Here is a 17,850-nt window from a genome sequence, read left to right on the forward strand (position 1 = left end):
ACCACGGCACCTAACCCGCGTAGCGCGCGGACGAAAGCGGCTCGGGGGCGTTTTGCCACAGCGCGCCCGAGCGGATCAGGACCTGTGTCTTACCCGCCTCATCGGTGCCCGTGATGACGATCGAGGAGGAGGACGCGCCGGCGCTCATCGTTCTCACGCGGACGGGCAGTGACACGCTCGAGGGCAACCCACCGAGGGGAAGGGTGATGAGCTGATCGTCGGCGCTTCCTGCCTCGCGCACGACGAGGGCCAGACCCGTCGACGTCGTCCACGAGCCATCGATGACGGTTCCACGCTCGAGACTCACCTGGGTCAGGGATCGCACCGCCTGTGGGCGTCCCGCGGGGCCACGTTCGACGACGCCCACCCACGCACTGGAATCGTTTCCGCGAATAACGAGCGCGCGCGTCCCGTCCGGCGAGATGCGCACGGCGCGGATGTCGCCCGCACTCTCGGACTCGACACTCACGGGGAAGACGCCGTCCGCCCCACCCGCGACCGACACCGAGGCCGCCGACGTCGAGGCACCCCACACCCACCCAAAACGATCAATGGAGGGACCCAGAGGCGCAGCGCCGGGAATATAGGCAACGGATGCGCCCGCTCGCTGCGCGTACACGCCGTCGGCGCTACTCCAGGCGATGAGCGACGGATCCACCGGGGACGCCGTCGGAGAGGAAGCCCCCGACACCGAGGCGAGCATCGTCACCGCCGTACCCGAGACGATCCCCACCCCATCCGGCCCGGCACCGACGAGAGTGTCGAGGGAATAGGTGGGCGCAGCAGGAGGAGTGGGCGCGTCCAGGGTCTCGCCGGACAGCGACACGCTCACCTGGGACACATCTGCCGCCTGGGTGAGCGTACGCGTCAGCTCCCATGCGAGGCTCTCGCGGCCGCCCTCGCTCGCGGGCATGACGGCATTGAGTTCGACGTGCGCGACTCCATCACTAACATCGACGCCGTGGGAGGGGATCGTCGTGCCTGCAGGAATAGCGTTCGCCGTGACGGGAGCGAGGGCCTGGCTGGGCCCAGCGACGAGGCCGGCCAGCAGGTACGAGGCGAGGCGACGCGAAGGATACCACCGAGGATCCGCGACCAGGTCGGAGCCGTCCTGGGTCGGAAAGTAGAGGTTGACGAGCGAGTACGAGGCCGTGAACGCCGCGCGACTCATGAGGACCATGTTGTCCGGCGCGTTGATGCGCCACTGTCCGTCTTCGCGCACCAGTGTGAACGTGTGCGATGCCGTCGACGCATCGACGCGCGTGAGCACGCCGGACGAATCAACGCTGGCCACGCCGAGCACCGAGACCGTCACATCGACCTGCGAGGCTGTCTCGGAGCCGGCGGTGATGGCGGGCGTGGTGTCGGTGTCATAGAGAAGAATCTCCGTGTCCGGCTGCCAGGTGCGAGCGGAGGAAGCACTCAGGAAGAGGCGGGCGGTCGCAAAGTCGTCCTGCGGCCCGGCCGCACACGCCAGGAGAAAATCATTGACAAGCGTCGCAGCATCGGACCCGTCAGAGGGGCCCTCCGCCGAGAACTGAACGCCGCTGCCGTCACGGGAGGACACGTCGAAGGGAGCCGGAGCCGACGACCGGGGCAGGGACGTACAGCCCGCGAGAATCAGGCATGCGAGCGCAGCGAGGACGAGGGGGCGTTTCATTCGGCCTCCCACAGGGCGAGGGGACGGCTGGCGATCTCCTCGCCGGCTCGCTTGGGCAGTGTCATGAGGAAGGAAGCTCCCTTTCCGGGCTCGCCGTATGCCTGCAGGCGCCCGCCGTGGATGGCGACGTCTTCCGTCGCGATCGCGAGGCCGAGGCCGGTGCCTCCGGTCGTGCGCGCTCGAGCGGTGTCCGCACGGTAGAAGCGATCGAAAACGTGGTCAGCGACCTCCTGGGTCATTCCCACACCACGATCGCGCACGCGGCAGGCCACGTCCGTCTCAGTGGCCGCCACGGTGATCGTCACGGTCGTGCCGTCCGCGTGCTCGATCGCGTTGACAACGAGGTTGCGGATCACGCGTTCAATGCGGCGCTCATCGATCTCTGCACCAGCTCGCACCGGAGCCACGATCTCAACCGTGACGCCCTGGCGCTGCGCGAGATCGGCGCACGCTTCGACGACGCGTGTCACGATGGGGCGCAGGTCGCGTTCCTCTGCATCCAGCAGCGCGCTCGCGGCGTCGTATCGCGAGATTTCCAGCAGGTCGGCGAGCATCTGCTCCATGCGTTCGGTCTGGTCATGCAGGAGCTCCGCGGAGCGGCGTGCGTGGGCGGGCAGCTCGTCGCGGTTATCCCACACGACGTCCTCGGCCATGCGGATCGTCGTCAGCGGCGTGCGCAGCTCGTGAGACACGTCGGAGACGAAGCGCTGCTGGAGCTTCGCGAGCTCGTCGTAGCGCGAGATGGTGTCCTGCAGCGAGGACGTCATAGCGTTGAATGCTCGCCCCAAGTCCGCCATCTCATCATCGCCGCGCACATCAACGCGCACGTCCAGGTCGCCCTCGGAGGCCTTCGTCGCCGCCTGGGCCGTCACGCGCACGGGCAGGAGCAGGCGATGGAGGAGCGCAAATACGCCGATCGGCAGGGCGACGATGACCGGCAGGGAGGACAGGAGCAGAACCCGCAGAACGACATCGACCTGAGCTTGGTCGGCGGACAGCGAATACAGAATGTAGAGCTCGTGCGTGCCCGCTCGGGGCAGCTGAACCTGGGTGCCGACGAGGATCCCCGGCTCTTCCTTCTTGCCGTCGCTCGACCGGATGGCCACCGACTGCCACTGCGCCCCTCCCCCGGCAACCGCCGCGCGCATCTGCGCCGTCACGAGACCACGCATCTGCTCATCCTCAATCTGGTTGATGCGCAGCGAGGCCGCGGTGCCTTCGGAGCGCAGCAGCGCCACATTGGTCGCGCCCGCGCCTGCAGCCGAGGCCTTGAGCGAAGCCAGCGCCCCACGCGCGGACTCCTGCACCTGCGCGGGAGACGAGGCCGTCGACGACGAAAAGACAGACTGAGCCGAGGAGAACCGAAGGGACGCGTCGGCCAAGATCGCATCCCTGCGCGTCTCGAACATGGACGTGCGCAGCTGGGAGGCGATGATGACGCCCGAGACGAGAACAATCACGAGGACCGCGAGCGTAATCGCAACCGCGAGCCGAGCCGACAGGGAGTGACGGATGCGGCGGGCGAGGTGCGAGGACGCAAGGAATGCCCACGGCCTCGACGACGTAATGGCGCCCACGAGGCGCTTGAGCGCGTCCCTACGCTCCCGCGCCTGCACGGTATCCCACCCCGCGGACGGTCACAACGAGCTCGGGGCGCTCCGGGTCACGCTCGATCTTCGAGCGCAGACGCTGCACGTGCACATTCACCAGCCTCGTGTCCGCCGCGTGACGGTAGCCCCACACCTGTTCGAGGAGCTCCTCACGCGAGAAAACCTTCCAAGGCGCGCGAGCCAGCGTCACCAAGAGGTCGAATTCGAGGGGAGTCAGAGCAATGACATGCCCGTCTCGCTTCACGACGTGACCGGCCACGTCAATAGACAGGTCCTGCAACGTGAGTCCCTCGTCCACCTGAGCGTCCTCGCGTCCGCGCAAACGGGCACGCACGCGGGCCACGAGCTCCTTGGGTTTGAAAGGCTTGGGCACGTAGTCGTCAGCTCCGGCCTCCAGTCCCGTGACAACGTCAGACGTGTCGGAACGAGCGGTCAACATAACGATCGGCGCATCCGAGATACGTCGAATCGCACGACACACGTCAAAACCGTCCATGCCCGGCAGCATCACGTCCAGCAGGACGAGGTCGGGGTGGCTCTCTTGGAATTGAGCCAGCGCCTGGGATCCATCGGCGCAAAAGACGACGTCGAAGCCCTCATTGTGAAGGACAATACCGATCATCTCGGCCAGGGCGACGTCGTCGTCGACGACGAGGATGCGCGAACTCATGTCACGATAGTGTCACGAAATCGTCACGAACGCAGAAGACTCGCGCATCAATGACCCAATTTCTGCCCTGGACAAGGTTTCACGCGACGGCCGCGTATGGCAGGATTGGTGACAGACCGACACCATCAACATGGAGGCACGAATGAGCACCCCGTGGACCGCTCCCGACTCGTCGAACCCGTATCAGCCCACCGGGGCACAGCCAGGGGCAGCGGGCGGCCAGGCGTATGGCTCTCAATCCTCCTACGGTGGTCAGCCCGGATACGGTGGCCAGAACAACTACGGTGGCCAGCCGGGCTACGGTGGCCAGCCGGGCTACGGCGGTCAGCCCGGATACGGTGGCCAGCCCGGATACGGCGGTCAACCCGGATACGGCGGTCAACCCGGATACGGCGGCCAGCCCGGATACGGCGGCCAACCCGGCTACGGCGGACAGCAAGCATACGGTGGCCAGCAGGGTTATGCCTCGCAGCCCGGCGCCTCCGGCTACAGCGTGAACACCAACCAGTGGGGATGGGAAGCCAAGCCCGGCATCATCCCCCTGCGCCCGCTCACGATCGGTGACCTGATGAGCGGTTCGTTTGCCGCGATCCGTCAGAATCCGAAGATTCTCTTCGGATTCACCATGGCGGTCATGGCGGTCGTCTCCCTCATCTCCATGGTGACTGCATTCCTCCCAACCGCGCTCGGGTCGGTGGCCGATTCAAACGACCCTCAGGCGCAGCTGGCGGGGACGGAGGATTTGGCTGTCCTGCTGCTGACCAGCCTGGCATCTCAGGGTGTGCAGACACTGTCGATGGTTGCGGGCACCACCATCATCATGGGCATGCTGGCGACCACGGTGTCGCAGATGATGATTGGCAACAAGGTGACCCTCTCGCAGGCCTGGGCGATGACGCAGCCTCGTCTGGGCGCCTTGATCGGCACGTTCATCGTGACCGGCATTGTCACGATGCTCCCGGTGATCATCTGGGGCCTCCTCATGATCGCATTCTTCTTCGTCTACGCCGCCGACGACTCGACCGGTGGGGTCCTCCTGGGCATTGGTCTCTTCCTTTTCATCCCCGTCGTCGCCAGCGTCTACTTCCTGAGCATCAAGTTCGCTTTCGCTTCCGTCATCACGGTGCTTGAGGAGATCGGACCGATCGCGTCCTTGAAGCGTTCGTGGAACCTGATCAAGGGCTACTTCTGGCCGACGCTTGGGCGAATCTTCCTCGTCTCGTTCATCGCCGGTTTCGTCGCCGGTTTCATCGGAGGTTTCATCGCCGGCATCACGGGAGTCACCGCGTTCGCCATGGCCGATAATGAGACCGGTTCGATGATTCTTATCGCGATCACAACGGGTCTGACGACCCTCGCCAGCGGCCTCGTCACGCCGCTCACTGCCACCTATGAGACGCTCATGTACGCGGACCTGCGTATCCGTAAGGAGAACTTCGCGGCGGTCCTCATGCAGGCGAGCGTCCAGCCTCAGTGAGTCCCATGCTCAGCTGTGAGGTTCCGCTGACGCCCGACCAGGGCGAGGCTCGTGACTGGCTCCTCAAAGAGCTTGCCAAGGGCGAATACGGCGAGATCCGTGGCCCAATCGTCGGCTTCGTCAAGAATTTGATCGACGATTTCTTCGAGCTCCTGTCGTGGAAGGGACAGGGCGCCCCACCGATCTCGCTGATCCTGGCGATTCTGGCGATCATTGTGATCGCGGCCCTGGTCATTGTGCTCATCCTCAACCCGATTCGTCTGGCGAGACGGCGCAAGTCGGGCGCTGTCTTCGAGGAGGAGACCAGCGCGCCGCAGGTTCAGGCGTCCTTCGACGAGGCCGTGGCCGCTCAGGATTGGAACCTGGCGTACGTGTGGGCCTACCGTCTCATGGTTCTGGGCCTCGATGACCACGACATCGTCTCCTCGACTCCGGGCCTGACCGCCCGCGAGGCCGCCGACGCGGCGACCCGGGTCGCCCCCGGCCTGGCCCCGCAGCTGTCCGCATACGCCGAGTCCTTCGACCAGGTTCGCTACGGTCGTGCCGCGGTCTCGCGCGACGAGGTGGACGCGCTGCGTTCCTTTACTCCGGTCCTCCTCGATCTGTGTAGCCACGCGAAGGACGAGTCATGAAGTCCCGGCAGGTCGCGATCGTCACTCCCACGGCGCGTGAGCGTTTCTCGGCGGCGCGTCCGATGCTCCTGCTCATTGCGGTCACGGTGATTGCCCTGATCGGTTCGGCCTTCCTCAGCCAGATGGGGTACAACAACGCGCCCGTTGGCATTCGCAATAAGCACGGTGATGGCGCCCGCGCGCTCGCCCAGGTGCTCGGCGACCACGGGGTGTCCGTGCGCGAAGTCGGAGCGAAGGGTGCATCCGAGGTGGGCGATGACACGACCCTCGTCGTCATTTTTCCCGCGAGGATGAGCGATTCTATCGCCAAGGCGGTCGAGACTCGGGCGAACGTCGTCTACGTCGGACTCGAGGAAGAATACGATTCGTCTGCTCCCTACCTCGACGGTCTTCGCGCGAAGCGTGACTGGCACAGCTCACGTGTCGTGACGGCCAGGTGCAACTCCGAAACGGCGACGCGCGCGCAGTCGCTGACGTCCTCCGCCTACGCGGTCAGTGGCAGCACAAGCAGCGCAAACGGCTGGGCACTGTGCTTCCCCGGGGAAGACGACACCTACGCATACGCCGAGAAGGCCGAATCAGGGCATTTCCGCGCGATCATTCCCGATTCGCTGCGCCTGCGAAACCGCGCGATCACCGACGAGGGCAACGCGGCCCTCGCGATCAACGCGATCGGGCGCACCTCCAAGGTCGCCTGGTATTCGCCACAGACGACGGATAGCCTCGGCCACGGGAAAGACGACAGCGCCGAGGCCCCGTACCTCGCACCCGCTTTCCTCCTCACGATCGGGGCGTGCCTGATTGCCGCGATCGCCCGAGGCAGGCGCCTGGGCCCCCTGACGCCGGAGAAACTCCCCATTGAGGTTCCCGCCTCCGAAACCGTCATCGGTAAGGCCCGTCTCATGCGCTCTCAGCGGGCGTACGAGCACGCCGCCACGGCGTTGCGTAGCGCCAGCGCCACACGCATCGCGACCGCACTGGGTATCGCCCACACTGGCGACCGCGAAGCTCTGATCCGTGCGATTGAGCAACGAGGCCTGCTCACGTCGCGCTCGACCGCCCTCTTGTGGGGTCCTCCCCCCACGTCCGAGAAGGAACTGATCCGCCTCGCCCACGACCTCGACGCTCTCGAAAAGGAGATCCGCCATGACTAGCCCGATTCCCGGCCCCTCGTCCAACGGTGTGCCCCAGCCCGGCCCCGCTCCCGAGGGCGCGCCCCAGCAGGTTCCGGCGCCCTCGGCGGCTCCGGGCGTCTACGCGCCCCAGGGTGAGGTGCCCGCGCAGGGCGCCCCGGCCTCGTACGTGCCAAATGCCCCCGCTCCTCAGGGCACGCCCCAGGGGGCTCCGCAGCAGGCCACCTCCTACTCGGCGCCCACCGGCGAAGGGTGGTCGGGGCGTTCGCTCAGCGAGAGCGAGCGGCGCACGCAGGAATCCCTCCTGGCTCTCAAGGCCGAGATCGGCAAAGCCGTCGTCGGCCAGGATGGCGCGATCACCGGCCTGATCGTTGCCCTTGTCGCCGGCGGTCACGCCCTGCTGGAGGGTGTGCCCGGCGTCGCGAAGACGCTGCTCGTGCGCACCCTCGCCCGCGCACTCGACGTCGACATGGCACGCATCCAGTTCACCCCCGACCTCATGCCCGCGGACATCACGGGGTCCATGGTGTGGGATGCGGGCCATTCCGAGTTTGTGTTCCGCGAGGGGCCGGTTTTCACGAACCTGCTGCTCGCCGACGAAATTAACCGCACTCCCCCCAAGACCCAGTCCGCGTTGCTGGAATCGATGGAGGAGCACACGGTGTCGATCGACGGCGCCACGCGCACGCTTCCGGATCCTTTTATGGTTATTGCCACCCAGAACCCGGTCGAGTACGAAGGCACCTACCCCCTGCCCGAGGCCCAGCTGGACCGTTTCCTCCTCAAGCTTGAGCTCCCCCTGCCCTCGCGCGAGGCCGAGATCGACATCATCGCCCGCCACCAGGCCGGCTTCAACCCAATGTCTCTGGCCGAGGCCGGCATCCAGCCCGTGGCGGGTGCCGCCGACATTCATGCGGCACACGAGGCTGCCTCGCGCATCGAGGTCGCGCCCGCAGTCATGGCCTACCTCGTGGACCTGTGCCGCGCGACGCGTACGTCCGCTGCCGTGCGTGTGGGTGTCTCTCCGCGTGGCGCGACCGCGCTGCTGCGCACCTCTCGCGTATGGGCATTCCTCCAGGGACGAGGCTTCGTCACCCCCGACGACGTCAAGACGATGGCCCCCGTGACCCTCGCTCACCGACTGGGTCTGCGCGCCGAGGCCAACCTGGAAGGTGTGGACGCCACCGACGTCATCACCGGCGTCCTCGCGGCCACCCCCGTTCCTCGCTGAGGCTCCCCGTGGCGATTTCGGCGCGCAGCGCACTCCTCGTCCTGGTGGGCCTGATCCCGCTCGCTTTCGCCCCATCCCGCGGCTTCGCGTGGATGTGGTGCGGCATTGTCGTGCTCGTCTGTCTGCTGGATGCCCTCGCCGCCCCCTCGCCGCGCACTCTGCGCATGAGCCGCGAGGTCACCGGACCGATCCGCGCCGACCAGAGCACCGAGGCCTCGCTGCGCCTGACGAACACGACCAAGCGCCACATGGTCCTGGACGTGCGCGACGCGTGGCCTCCGTCCCTGCGTCAGTCGCCGTCCTTCCGGCGTGTGCGCGTGCTCCCAAAGTCCGCGGAGAAGATCACGACGCTCCTGTCCCCCACCAGGCGAGGAACACGACACGCGGACGTCGTCACGATTCGTTCCTGGGGTCCCCTGCACCTGGGGGCTCGCCAGGTGTCGATCAGCGCACCCCTGACCCTGTCGGTGCTGCCGGAGTTTAAGGCGCGGGTACTTCTCCCCTCGCGCTTGGCCCGCCTCCACGAACTCGAAGGGACAACGCCGACGACGCTGCGCGGCGCAGGCACCGAGTTCGACTCGCTGCGCGCGTACGTCGTGGGAGATGACCCCCGCGACATCGACTGGCGCGCGTCCGCCCGCTCCACCGAGCTCATGGTGCGCCAGTGGCGTCCCGAACGCGACCGCCACGTCGTCATCGTCGTGGACTGCGGTCGCGCATCCTCCGCGCTGCTCGGCGCCCCCGAGAACGAGGAAGTCGACTCGATCGCGCTGGGCCGCGCGCCACGCCTGGATTCCTCGATCGAAACCACCCTGCTCCTGGCAGCATTGGCCGATCGTGCGGGCGACAAGGTCCACGTCATCGCCGTCGATTCACGCGTGCGCGCCCGCGTCTCCGGCGTGCGCGGGGCCAAGATCATCGAGACGCTCGCGCACGTGTTCACGGACTTGAACCCGCGCCTGGATGTCACCGACTGGTCGAGGGCAGCTGACGCCGTCGAAGAGACTGTGCGCCACTCGGCATTCGTCGTCATCGCCACGAAGATCCCGCCCGCCGGACTGGAAACCGAGTTCACCGACGCCCTGGCACGCCTGACGAAGCGCCATACGGTACTCGTCGCATCGGCGACCGACCCCGACGAGATTCGTGCCCGCAACGGGCGGGAGGACGCTGACGCGGTATTCCTGGCAGCATCGGCAGCGCTCGCCGAACGGTCCGACGCTGCCGGGGCGGCGGACGTGCGCCTCGCGGGTGCCCTCACGCTGCAGGCCTCGGCGGGTCTGTTGCCCGCCCGCACGGCCGACCGCTACATCGAGTTGAAGAAGAGCGGACGCCTGTAAGCCCGCGAGCGCGGTGTCAGCCCGCCACCGGCTGGTAGTAGCCCGCGTCGATACCGACGTCGGCGTCCTGGCCCGCCTGTTGCGCCCTGCGCCCGAGGATCAGCGTGTACGCCCACACAGCTGCGGTCATCAGCACCCCGAGGGCGATCTTGACGGCGTCGGGCAGCTCCGAGGGCGTGACGAAGCCTTCGAGAACACCCGAGCCCGCGAGGAGGATGGCGCAGCCCGCTGCCACCGTCATAGAGCTACGCGCGGCCACGCCCACCGCTTGGTAGCGCGTCGCGGCGCCGGGGACGAGGAGCGCCCAGAAGACCCTCAGGCCCGCTGCGATCGAGATGAAGACGGCGGTCAGTTCGGGCAGTCCGTGCGGCAGGATGAAACGGAAGAAGTGCCAGGGCCCCGCGTAGACGGTCACAACAGCTCCGGCCACCCCCACGTTCGTCGCGTTGGTCCACAGGATCTTCAGCGGGTACACGCCGGTCACGCCCGTCACCACGCCCTGCAGAGCAATCCACGCGTTGTTCGCCCAGACGGAGAGCCCAAACTCCGCATTCGTGTCCTGGTGGTAGTACTCGACGAAGTCACTGTTCGCGTATTGGCGCAGCTGCTCGGGCGTCCCCAGCTGGTTCATCGCCTCCGGGTGGGTGACCAGGTAGTGGCCCTCAATGAGAGCGAGCACGATGGACACGACCATGACGCCCACCGTCACCCATCGAATCTGATAGAGGGCGTAGGGCAACGACACCTTGAAAAAGCGTGCAATCACGGTTCCGTTGATGCCCGCCGTTCCCGCTAAGCGCCCACGAGCTGCCGACAGGATGCGCGAGAGCTCCGCAATGACGTCGGGATCGGGACTGGTCGTACGCACGCGCGCCAGGTCGGTGGTGGCAGATCGGTAGAGCCGATCAAGCTCGTCGATCTGCTCGCCTGTCAGAGAGCGGGTACGCGTCAGTTCCTCGAGGCGTTTCCACTCCGTTTTTCCGCTCACCCGCAGCACATCGATGTCCATTGGACTAGCGTGTCATACATGAGCGCGCAACGCAGTCAATCACGCGTCATTCAAGACGACTACGTCCGCACGGGTGAAGCCGTCTCCCTCGACGTCACCCCTGCCTCGCCCCCCGAACGCTTCGCCGCAGCAGTCATCGACGGCACGACGTACCTGGGGGCGGCGCTCCTCGTTTTCATCAGCGCCGCACGTACCTGGTCGAACGACTCTGCCTCTCTCGTGCGCGTCTTCATGATCGGCTTGGTCGCCTCGGTCATGTTTTTCGTCCCCTTCGTGGTCGAAATCGCCACGAAAGGCCGTTCGCTCGGCAAATGGGCGCTCAACCTGCGGGTCGTACGCGACGACGGCGGCGCAATTACCGCTCGCCACAGCGCTGTACGCGTCGGCGTGGGAATCCTGGAAAACTGGCTGACGTCGGGCGGCCTCGCGTTCTTCACCGAACTCGTCAACAAGAAGGGCAAGCGTCTGGGGGATATCGCGGCAGGGACGATGGTGTGCTCCCAGGGAGAATCGGTCTTCTACCCTCCCCTGGTGATGCCTCCCGGGCTCGAGGAGTGGGCGGCCTCGGCGACGATCCTGCCCCTCGACGATGCTCTCGCGGCCGAGGCTCGCGCGTTCCTGGGAGCAAACCGCTCCATCGATACGAAGCTGCGCGGGCAGGTCGCGACTTCCCTCGCTGAGCGTCTCGTGAAGCGCGTTCAGACGCCTCTGCCGCCGGGACTGCACCCGGAGATCGTGATTGCGGCCATTCTCGTGGCCCGCCGTGATCGCGAGTGGGAGCGCGAGTGTGAGCGTCGTGCGCGCGGCAAGGCGCGATTCCACGAGGCGACGCAGCCTCGCTTCGGCCTGTAGGGGTTAGTCCTCGGAGTCCGCCTCAGAGCCGTCAACCACCGTGAACTGCGCACGCCTGCGCGCGTACGGGCTCGAGGGGTCGAGCGGGCTCGACGTGTCGGGGCTTCCCACGGAGCGCGCGGGGCCAAACGGACCGGTTTGAGGCCTGCGAGCGCCGGGAGCGGGAGTCGGCTCAGCCTGCGCCTCCTGAGCGACGCGACGCACGGCGTCAACGAGCGCGGCGAGGTCATCTCCGGAGGGCGGAGCCGGTTCGAAATTGGTCGCCAGACGGACAACCTGCCAGCCCAGCGGCGCGGTGAGATTCTGCGCGTGTTCCTCGCACAGGTCATACGAGTTGGGATCCGCGACGGTCGCAAGGGGGCCGACAACGACGGTTGAATCTCGGTAATCGTAGGTGAGGGTGGCGACGGCGGCGGTCGAGCAGCCGGGTTTGGAGCAGTGGCGTTGGGCAATCACGTCCCTAAGAGTACGACACTCTGTGCGCCGATGGCCCACTCCCGCGCGCCATGTGCCTACCCTGAGGGGGTGTTTTCCACGCGCCGCCACATCTCGAGCCGCAACCGCCACGGTCGCGGTCCTCGCGGTCCCCTCTTTTTCCCGGGAACACCGGCGTGGAGGACGCGGCGCGAGGACTTCGATCTGATGGTGCGCGAACTCGTCACTGAGCTCATTCGTCGCTGGCCTCAGGTGTCCACGATCGAATTCGCCGTGGAGGATGTTCCGCCGTCAGATCCGGCCCCCTGGGAGTCTCACAGCGTCGTTGTCGCACGCATTTTCCCGGCCGATCGTCGTCGCGGTCTGCGGGACCGGATCGTGGTCTACCGCCTGCCGATCACGCTGCGCTGCCCGCCCGAGGAAGTCGCCGTCATGACGCGCAGGGTCCTCATCGAGAGGATCAGTCACATTCTGGCGCTGCCGCCGGACGAGATCGACGACGCGATGCGCTGATTAGTTGGCGGTGCGGATGGCGCCGGTGACAGCGCTAATGCCCTCCGTGCCCACGTTCCACGTGGTGCTCATGCGCCCCACTGCGGTGTCGGCGGTGATGACCAGGGCTGCCTGGATCGGGGTATCCGCACTGATGGTGCTCGCGCTGTCCGGAAGACTGACGAGGGTGGGGACTCCCGGAGCGACGTAGATCGTTCGGTTTCCCACGCGCACCGGAACAGCTCCCGGGGTCGAGGCGGAGGTACCGCTCGACTGCGCATCGCGTGATTCACCCGATTGGGAGGCTCCGGACTGCGAGGTGACGGGAGAGGGCGACGCCCAGATGTCAGGGGTGGCGCTCGGACCGGGCGCAGCGGACTGCGCGTTATCCCCCTGGCTCGCGGTTGCAGCGCCAGCAGCATCGGCGGGCGCGTACAGGAGGAGGCTCGCGGACGAGGCGTTCACGCCGGAGTCGGTGGCAATCGATGTGGCACGAAGGGGGGTCGAGGAGAGCACGGAGGTGGTCATCGTCGTCAACTGGCTAGCGCCGGGAACCGAGGCCTCGGTGAACGTCGTCGCGGGGCTCGCGTTGGAACGCATGATCCAGGCGCTGAGACGCTCGGCCCAGGGGGCGCCGACGGTGATCGTCGTCGTCTGTGCCACGACCTCGCGATCCGAGGTGACGACGAGCGCGATCGGAGTAGCGTCGCTGGACGCGCCATCGAGTGGCATCTCAAGGGTGGTCCCCTCGGCGACGGTCGCTTGACCGCCGGAGAGCGGGTGTACGCCCGTCGAATCGGCGACGGAGACGCTCACGTGGGCATCACCCGAGGGCGACACGAGGCGCAGGAGCGACGTGCCCTTGGGATCCACTCCCAGGATCGTCTGCGAGGTCGCGGGCACGACTGCGGAGGCGAGCGTGGTCCCCTGGGGGATCTCACCGTTCATCAGGGAGGCCTGCACCCAGGCGGCGACGCCTCCCCCGTCTGCACGGACGTGGAGGGCGAGGGAGTTCTCGTCCGGGAACCATCCCGCGAGGAGCACCGACACCGAAGAGGACGCAGGAACGGTAACCTGGCGCGGCGCGGTATTGAGGGGGCCTGAGGCCCCGTATCCGTCAATGCTGACGACCGAGGCCGTGGGGCCGGGGTTGGAGAGGATGAGAACCATGTCGGCGCCGGAGGTGGTGGCGCCGGTCGCGATCCACTGCGAGGTGCGTGGCGCCGCGCATCCGACGGCACTCAGGCCCGCGAGTTCGCCTCCCCCCTGGCCGGCAAGGGTGAGGGCCGTGGGGATGACTCCCCCGTTGCCCGTGATGGACGCGGGCGCCGGGCTCGTGGGGGCGGATGCGAGCGAGGACCAGGTGGAACCGGCCGCAACGCTGGTCGTCTCGAAAGGATCGACGATGCCCGAGGGACACGCGAGGTGCACCTGTGACGGGTGGGCGCTCTGCGCCGTCCCGTCGACTCTGCTCGGGGAGGCACCGACCCACACGGAGGCAGAGGCCATGGCCGCCACGGCGATCCCCGCGCCCACGAGGGTCGTCAGGGAACTGATGCGGGGCTTTGTCATCTCTTCCTCCACGCGGATAGGGCGCTGGCGAGGGCAACGACCAGGCACGCACCCGCGGCGATGCGCCACGGAATGATCCACCACGCGCTGTACGTGAGCGTCAGGTGCCCAGCGGTGGGCATGTCGAATGCCTGCGACCATCCGTCGGAGGCAGCAACGGGGGTCAGCGCCACCCCATCGACCCACGCATGCCATCCAGAGTCGGCGCGCTCGGCCAGGACGAGGGTGCCTGCGGCGTCCACGTCGCCGTCGACACGCAGCTGCGAGGAACCAACCGGAGTCGTCACCCCGCTGGCTGACTCGACGCGAACGCGTGCCGGGGTCAACCCACCTGGACGCACGCGCCAGACGGTGCCGGACGTCGTGTCGCCGACCTTCTCGAGTCCTTCGGCGCGGTCGAGGCCGGAGGTCAGGGCGGCGGAGCCGCTCGCGCCGAGGGGAACGAGGATCGTGTCGATGTCGTGCGCGGCCAGCGTCTGCACGGTCGCGTCATCCGGATAAACGACCAGGGTATAGGCGGCCTGTGCGAGCGAGGCAGTGGCCGGGTCACTCACGCTGCCGGTGGCGGCACCGGAGCGCGCCTCGGCGAGTACGAGGGCGCGAACGGCGGGGTTCGAAGCCGTGAGCGACACTCCGTTTCCTCGCCAGAGCGTGGCGTTGACTGTGTCGTTCGTCGGGTCGCCATCGAGGACGAGGATGCGTCCGGCGCGCGGCGAACGCTGCGCCTGCGAGGCGACGGCGGAGACGATGGGCGAGGAGAGCGCCGAGACAGTCTCACGCTGGGACATCGTGAAGGTCGGAATGTCGTCAGGGTTGGATCGACCAGCGACGGCGGCCACGCTCGCGGCGGACGCAGATCCGGCAATCGCGACGGCGATGAGGGCGCCCAGGGCTCGCAGCGCGAAGGGCCGGGAGGCGTCCCACGCGGCGGCGTCAGCGGCGGCATCGGCACGAACGAGGTGACCCGAGCAGGACAGGACGACCAGGATCATGAAGGCGAGGGACAGGGCGGGCGAGGCCCACGCCGAGGCCACGGACGCGCCGGACATACCAACGCCGATGTGCGAGGCTCCCCACGCGAGAGCGGAGGCGATGAGAGCCCACCCGTATGCAATGCTGACGGCGCGCGAACGCGCGCGCAGGAGGGCGATTGTCCCGAAGAGCGCGGCGCCGCCGCCGATGATTCCGAGCGCCACGGCCTCGAGCATGCTCGACGGGGCCGCGGGCATACCGAGGGCCGCCATCCACGAGGGCGCGCGGGTGTATGCGTGCACTCCCCCGCTCGTCGAGGCAAGGGCGGGCCACGCCGCGGGGCGCGCGAGGATGGAGACGTAGGTGGGCACGAGAAGCGTCAGAGCGGGCAGCGCCACGAGGAGGCGGCGCCGGGACCGCCACGCGAGCGCGAGTGCGCCAACAGGCAGCAGCCACGGGGCGCAGCACGACAGAACAACGAGCGCAAGCGCCGCGCACCCCGCGTTCACTCCGCGGGGCTGCAGGGGTGCGGCCTCAACGCCGGATGCACCGGCCACGTACAGAGGCCGGGGCATCCCGAGGCAGAACGCCGCGAAGACGGGCAAGGCGATGTGGGCGAGAACGCCCGCGAGGACACCATGGGTCGCGCTCAGGAGGAGTGCGGGGGCGAATGCCCACGCCAGCGACGCCAGGAAGCGCACGCGCAGCGACGTGGCGAGTGAGCGGCTCGGAATCCATGCGATGACGGCCGCGATCGGGCTCGACGCCACGAGCAGGAAAGTCGCGAATGCCCCGGGGGTAATGCCGAGCGGCGCGACGGGGGCACTCAGGAGGGCAAGCAGAATCGTCAGGGGGTCCGCGCCACCGGCATAGCCGTCTCCACCGGGCACCCACGCGGCCCACGCGGCGTTCCACAGCTCGGTCCAGGTCGCGGGCAGCGACACCCATGCTCCGCCGACGAGGCCTGCGGAGGTTCCCCACCACTGCGCGCCAGCAATCAGAGACGTCACGATCGCGAGCCCCAGGCCGACGGAGGCAGAACGGAGTCGGTAGCGCCGCATCGAAGCGACGATGAGCGGATCGATGCGCTCGCCGTTCTCGTCCTCATCCACGCCGGCCGGTTCCTTGCGCAGCGAGGCGGGTGCCGTCTCGAGGCCACGCAGGGCGGATCGGGGAACGGAACGGGACTGAGCGGCGCGGGCGCGACCGGCGAGCAGGCGCGGGGTCGCTGCCATCAATGAGACGAGGGCGCCGATTTCGGGCAGCGCCAGGGACGCCCGCCCCGTGAGGATACGTCCCAGCGCGCGCGCCGGACTCCACACGAGGAGCCACAGGGCCAGGAAGGGCAGGACGAGGGTCGGCACGGCCTTGCACCAGTTGTACATCTGGGCGTAGCGGCGCTTGCGGAAGGATCCGTCGGTCGCGGCGTTCCCGTCGATAATCGCGTCGGACACGTCGCCCGTCGGCTCATTGCGATCCGACTCTGGCCCGGAGTCGAGGCCCGAGTACAGGGAGACGCGGGCGTGACGCACGCGCGCCTTGGGCGCGACGATGACGCGGTACCCCGCGAGGTGGAGCCTGCGCCCCAGGTCCAGCCCGTCGCCGAAGGGGCCGAGAGCGGTGTCGAATCCGCCGACGGCCTCGTAGGCCTCGGCGCTGATGAAGAGCCCGGCGGTGCCGACGCCGAGGACATCGCTCGTTCCGTCGTACTGCCCCTGGTCGATGTCGTCGTCGCCGACGCGTTCGAGCCGTCGGGCGCTCGCCGTGGCGAAAATACCCAGTTCGAGGAGTCGGCTCCCGTCCCAGCTCATCTGCTTGACGCCGACGGCGCCAACGGTCTTGCCGACGGTGGCCGCCTGGATGAGTTCATCGAGACACTCGGGTTCGGGGGCCGAGTCCTCGTGCAGGATCCACCACCAGTGTTCCGAGGTGAAAGCGGCTCCCTGTGCGCGCGCACGCTTGATTGCATCGCCCAGGTTGCGGGCGCGGCCAACGCGAACGAGCTGCGCTCCCTCGGGAACGCGTTCGGACGGGAAGGGGGTGACGTGGCGACCTGCGACGTCAATGATGGTCAACGAGTGCGGGGCCATCGATTGATTCTCGATGGCCCGCAGGACGGACTGAGTGAGCGGCGCCTCTCCCCTCGTGACGAGGATCGCGCCGACGGAGCGCTGCGAGGGGCTCAACCGGCCATACGGCGCAGGCGCCGCCTCTCGCGCTCGGACATGCCACCCCAGATGCCAAAGCGCTCATCGTTTGCCAGCGCGTACTCCAGGCAGTCCTCGCGCACCTGGCAGGCCTGACAAACAGCCTTGGCCTCGCGGGTGGAGCCGCCCTTCTCGGGGAAGAAAGCTTCCGGATCCGTCTGTGCACACAGCGCGTGCTGCTGCCACGCAAGGGGACCGTCAATGCGGGCGTACAGCGCCGCGTCGGCGTCCTCGGACCACTCCAGGGGTCCGTCACCGAAGATGTTCCACATTGCGGGAGCTCCTTATAACGAATCGATCAATACGAGAATTACACGCGTGTCATTGCAGGAAGTCAAGCGGTTTCGCGATATTGAGACCTTTCCCGTAGCACTTGACCCAACGGTAAAACAGTGCCTGTTTTCAAGGACTTCACAGTTACTAAGTACTTGGAACACATAGGACCTTCGATATACTTGAAACCATGAACAATACGTCCTCAGAAACTATGAGCAGGCTCACCCACTGTATCACAGCGATTAACGAATGGTCAGGGCCAGCGCTCACCCAATACGGCCA

The 17,850-nt window shown here is 67.3% G+C and carries 15 protein-coding genes; 7 read left to right on the top strand and 8 right to left on the bottom strand.

Going from position 1 to position 17,850, the window contains the following annotated elements; genetic code table 11:
- Window positions 1-10: 10 nt before the first annotated feature.
- From QP415_RS02370 to mtrA, 3 genes are read right to left on the bottom strand one after another with little or no spacing between them, the layout of a single operon-like run.
- A complete protein-coding gene (locus tag QP415_RS02370; RefSeq protein WP_016461376.1) occupies window positions 11-1,660 on the bottom strand; it encodes an LpqB family beta-propeller domain-containing protein in 1,650 nt (549 codons plus the stop codon).
- Window positions 1,657-3,276: an MtrAB system histidine kinase MtrB gene (mtrB, locus tag QP415_RS02375; RefSeq protein ID WP_016461377.1), complete on the bottom strand. Its 1,620-nt coding sequence runs from the start codon at window positions 3,274-3,276 to the stop codon at window positions 1,657-1,659. The genes QP415_RS02370 and mtrB overlap by 4 nt, the downstream gene beginning before the upstream one ends.
- Window positions 3,257-3,940, bottom strand: a complete 684-nt coding sequence (gene mtrA, locus QP415_RS02380; protein ID WP_016461378.1) for an MtrAB system response regulator MtrA — start codon at window positions 3,938-3,940, stop codon at window positions 3,257-3,259. Before mtrA ends, mtrB begins: the two co-directional genes overlap by 20 nt.
- A gap of 142 nt (window positions 3,941-4,082) precedes the next feature.
- On the opposite strand from mtrA, the gene QP415_RS02385 reads away from it, so the two are divergent.
- The 5 genes from QP415_RS02385 to QP415_RS02405 are packed head-to-tail and all read left to right on the top strand — an operon-like array spanning window position 4,083 to window position 9,753.
- Window positions 4,083-5,417, top strand: coding sequence for a DUF4013 domain-containing protein (locus QP415_RS02385; protein WP_016461379.1), 1,335 nt, complete (start codon window positions 4,083-4,085; stop codon window positions 5,415-5,417).
- Between the two features lie 5 nt (window positions 5,418-5,422).
- The gene (locus tag QP415_RS02390; protein ID WP_285098594.1) at window positions 5,423-6,049 is read left to right on the top strand and encodes a DUF4129 domain-containing protein; all 627 of its coding nucleotides are present in this window, start codon (window positions 5,423-5,425) and stop codon (window positions 6,047-6,049) included.
- Window positions 6,046-7,203 (top strand): DUF4350 domain-containing protein, encoded by a 1,158-nt coding sequence (locus tag QP415_RS02395; protein ID WP_285098416.1) that lies wholly within the window; start codon window positions 6,046-6,048, stop codon window positions 7,201-7,203. The genes QP415_RS02390 and QP415_RS02395 overlap by 4 nt, the downstream gene beginning before the upstream one ends.
- On the top strand, window positions 7,196-8,413 hold the full coding sequence (locus tag QP415_RS02400) for an AAA family ATPase (RefSeq protein ID WP_016461382.1): 1,218 nt from the start codon (window positions 7,196-7,198) through the stop codon (window positions 8,411-8,413). Before QP415_RS02395 ends, QP415_RS02400 begins: the two co-directional genes overlap by 8 nt.
- Before the next feature lie 8 nt (window positions 8,414-8,421).
- A complete protein-coding gene (locus tag QP415_RS02405) occupies window positions 8,422-9,753 on the top strand; it encodes a DUF58 domain-containing protein (protein WP_285098420.1) in 1,332 nt (443 codons plus the stop codon).
- Between the two features lie 16 nt (window positions 9,754-9,769).
- On the opposite strand, the gene QP415_RS02410 is transcribed toward QP415_RS02405, so the two are convergent.
- Window positions 9,770-10,762: a stage II sporulation protein M gene (locus QP415_RS02410; protein WP_034475354.1), complete on the bottom strand. Its 993-nt coding sequence runs from the start codon at window positions 10,760-10,762 to the stop codon at window positions 9,770-9,772.
- Between the two features lie 18 nt (window positions 10,763-10,780).
- Here QP415_RS02410 and QP415_RS02415 point away from each other — a divergent pair, with 18 nt between their 5' ends.
- Window positions 10,781-11,614 (top strand): RDD family protein, encoded by an 834-nt coding sequence (locus QP415_RS02415; RefSeq protein WP_285098422.1) that lies wholly within the window; start codon window positions 10,781-10,783, stop codon window positions 11,612-11,614.
- A 3-nt stretch (window positions 11,615-11,617) separates the two neighbouring features.
- On the opposite strand, the gene QP415_RS02420 is transcribed toward QP415_RS02415, so the two are convergent.
- Window positions 11,618-12,070: a DUF3499 domain-containing protein gene (locus QP415_RS02420; RefSeq protein WP_048675096.1), complete on the bottom strand. Its 453-nt coding sequence runs from the start codon at window positions 12,068-12,070 to the stop codon at window positions 11,618-11,620.
- 186 nt (window positions 12,071-12,256) lie between these two features.
- Between QP415_RS02420 and QP415_RS02425 the strand changes: the two genes are divergently transcribed.
- A complete protein-coding gene (locus QP415_RS02425; protein WP_016461387.1) occupies window positions 12,257-12,562 on the top strand; it encodes a metallopeptidase family protein in 306 nt (101 codons plus the stop codon).
- Here QP415_RS02425 and QP415_RS02430 read toward each other — a convergent pair whose 3' ends face one another.
- Genes QP415_RS02430 through QP415_RS02440 form a run of 3 tightly spaced genes read right to left on the bottom strand, consistent with a single transcriptional unit; the run spans window position 12,563 to window position 17,564 of the window.
- A complete protein-coding gene (locus QP415_RS02430) occupies window positions 12,563-14,113 on the bottom strand; it encodes a DUF5719 family protein (RefSeq protein ID WP_048675102.1) in 1,551 nt (516 codons plus the stop codon).
- Window positions 14,110-17,271: a glycosyltransferase family 2 protein gene (locus QP415_RS02435; protein ID WP_285098427.1), complete on the bottom strand. Its 3,162-nt coding sequence runs from the start codon at window positions 17,269-17,271 to the stop codon at window positions 14,110-14,112. Before QP415_RS02435 ends, QP415_RS02430 begins: the two co-directional genes overlap by 4 nt.
- Window positions 17,268-17,564 (bottom strand): WhiB family transcriptional regulator, encoded by a 297-nt coding sequence (locus QP415_RS02440; protein ID WP_016461390.1) that lies wholly within the window; start codon window positions 17,562-17,564, stop codon window positions 17,268-17,270. Before QP415_RS02440 ends, QP415_RS02435 begins: the two co-directional genes overlap by 4 nt.
- Between the last annotated feature and the right edge of the window lie 286 nt (window positions 17,565-17,850).

The sequence above is a fragment of the Pauljensenia sp. UMB3104 genome (assembly GCF_030217285.1).
Taxonomy (GTDB): Bacteria; Actinomycetota; Actinomycetes; order Actinomycetales; family Actinomycetaceae; genus Pauljensenia.